Raw genomic sequence first — 908 nt, forward strand, 5'->3', positions numbered from 1 at the left:
AACGCGAGCCAGGATAAGATTTCGTGTCAGGACTTCCAGGGCTTGGGCGGGGGCCATCTTAGCGCGAGGGTCCGGCAGGGGCAGATGTCTTCGGAGAAGCTGCGAGAAGTGGAGTCGTTTGAGAACGTTATTGAGGATCGGCAAGGCACCTACGAACTTCGAGTCTAGCTCGAAAGCGGGTTGTTTCATCCTTCTTGACTTTCCTCCTTTCTTGCTGTATGATACAGTAAGATTATGCGGAAGTCAAGTGGAAATTCAACCGTGTCTCAAAAGAGCAGACTCCAGAACCGGATGGAAGCGTTCAAGCACCAGCAGCGAAGCCTCAAAGAGGAACTATGGTGTCTCGGTTTCCTCATGTCAGGGAGTGTAAGCAAACGAATGATCACCTGCGGGAACAGCAGCTGTGCCTGCCGAAAGGACCCTGCTGCGCGCCACGGACCGTACATTTACTGGACAACAAAGAGGAAGGGGAAGACGGTAGCCAGGTTAATCAAGAACGAAGAAGCCCAACTATATATGGAGTGGGTCCAGAACAGAAAAAAGCTTAATCAGATCATTCGTAAATGGACGAGACTTTCCGAAAGGACATTCAAGACGGCTCTCCAACTCAGGCTCATGATGAAAAAAGGGCCTAAAGGCAGCCCATAGCTCAGCGGAACACTCTTTCCCTGGACAGTGGGGGAAGAAATCGATGTGCTGAGTTGCGGAAAATGGGAAAGAAGTTCGGCGAAGCCGAATTTGGGCGGAGCGAAACGCAGTCTTTTACACCGTGTTAGGTGAAGTCGTGGATGAAGGGTAACTTCTTATCTTCCACAATCAGCAATATTTCAGTCCTAATTGGATGGACTCTTTCCCCCCCTAATTTTCCATGAATCTGAAGCACATCTTATGGTTATTCAGCCAAGGTA

Annotated in this window: 1 protein-coding gene and 1 pseudogene; one reads left to right on the forward strand and one right to left on the reverse strand. The window is 49.6% G+C overall.

Going from position 1 to position 908, the window contains the following annotated elements:
- A pseudogene (locus HW443_RS13095) lies at positions 1–189 on the reverse strand (IS1634 family transposase); the annotation flags it as partial.
- 102 nt (positions 190–291) lie between these two features.
- On the opposite strand from HW443_RS13095, the gene HW443_RS14175 reads away from it, so the two are divergent.
- The gene (locus tag HW443_RS14175; protein ID WP_407079826.1) at positions 292–648 is read left to right on the forward strand and encodes a DUF6788 family protein; all 357 of its coding nucleotides are present in this window, start codon (positions 292–294) and stop codon (positions 646–648) included.
- Positions 649–908: the final 260 nt, after the last annotated feature.

The sequence above is a fragment of the Candidatus Hakubella thermalkaliphila genome (genome assembly GCF_013281975.1).
Lineage (GTDB): Bacteria > Actinomycetota > Humimicrobiia > Hakubellales > Hakubellaceae > Hakubella > Hakubella thermalkaliphila.

Coding starts and splice junctions, on each gene's coding strand:
- HW443_RS14175 (WP_407079826.1), top strand. CDS start 292: ATGGAAGCGTTCAAGCACCAGCAGCGAAGCCTCAAAGAGGAACTATGG.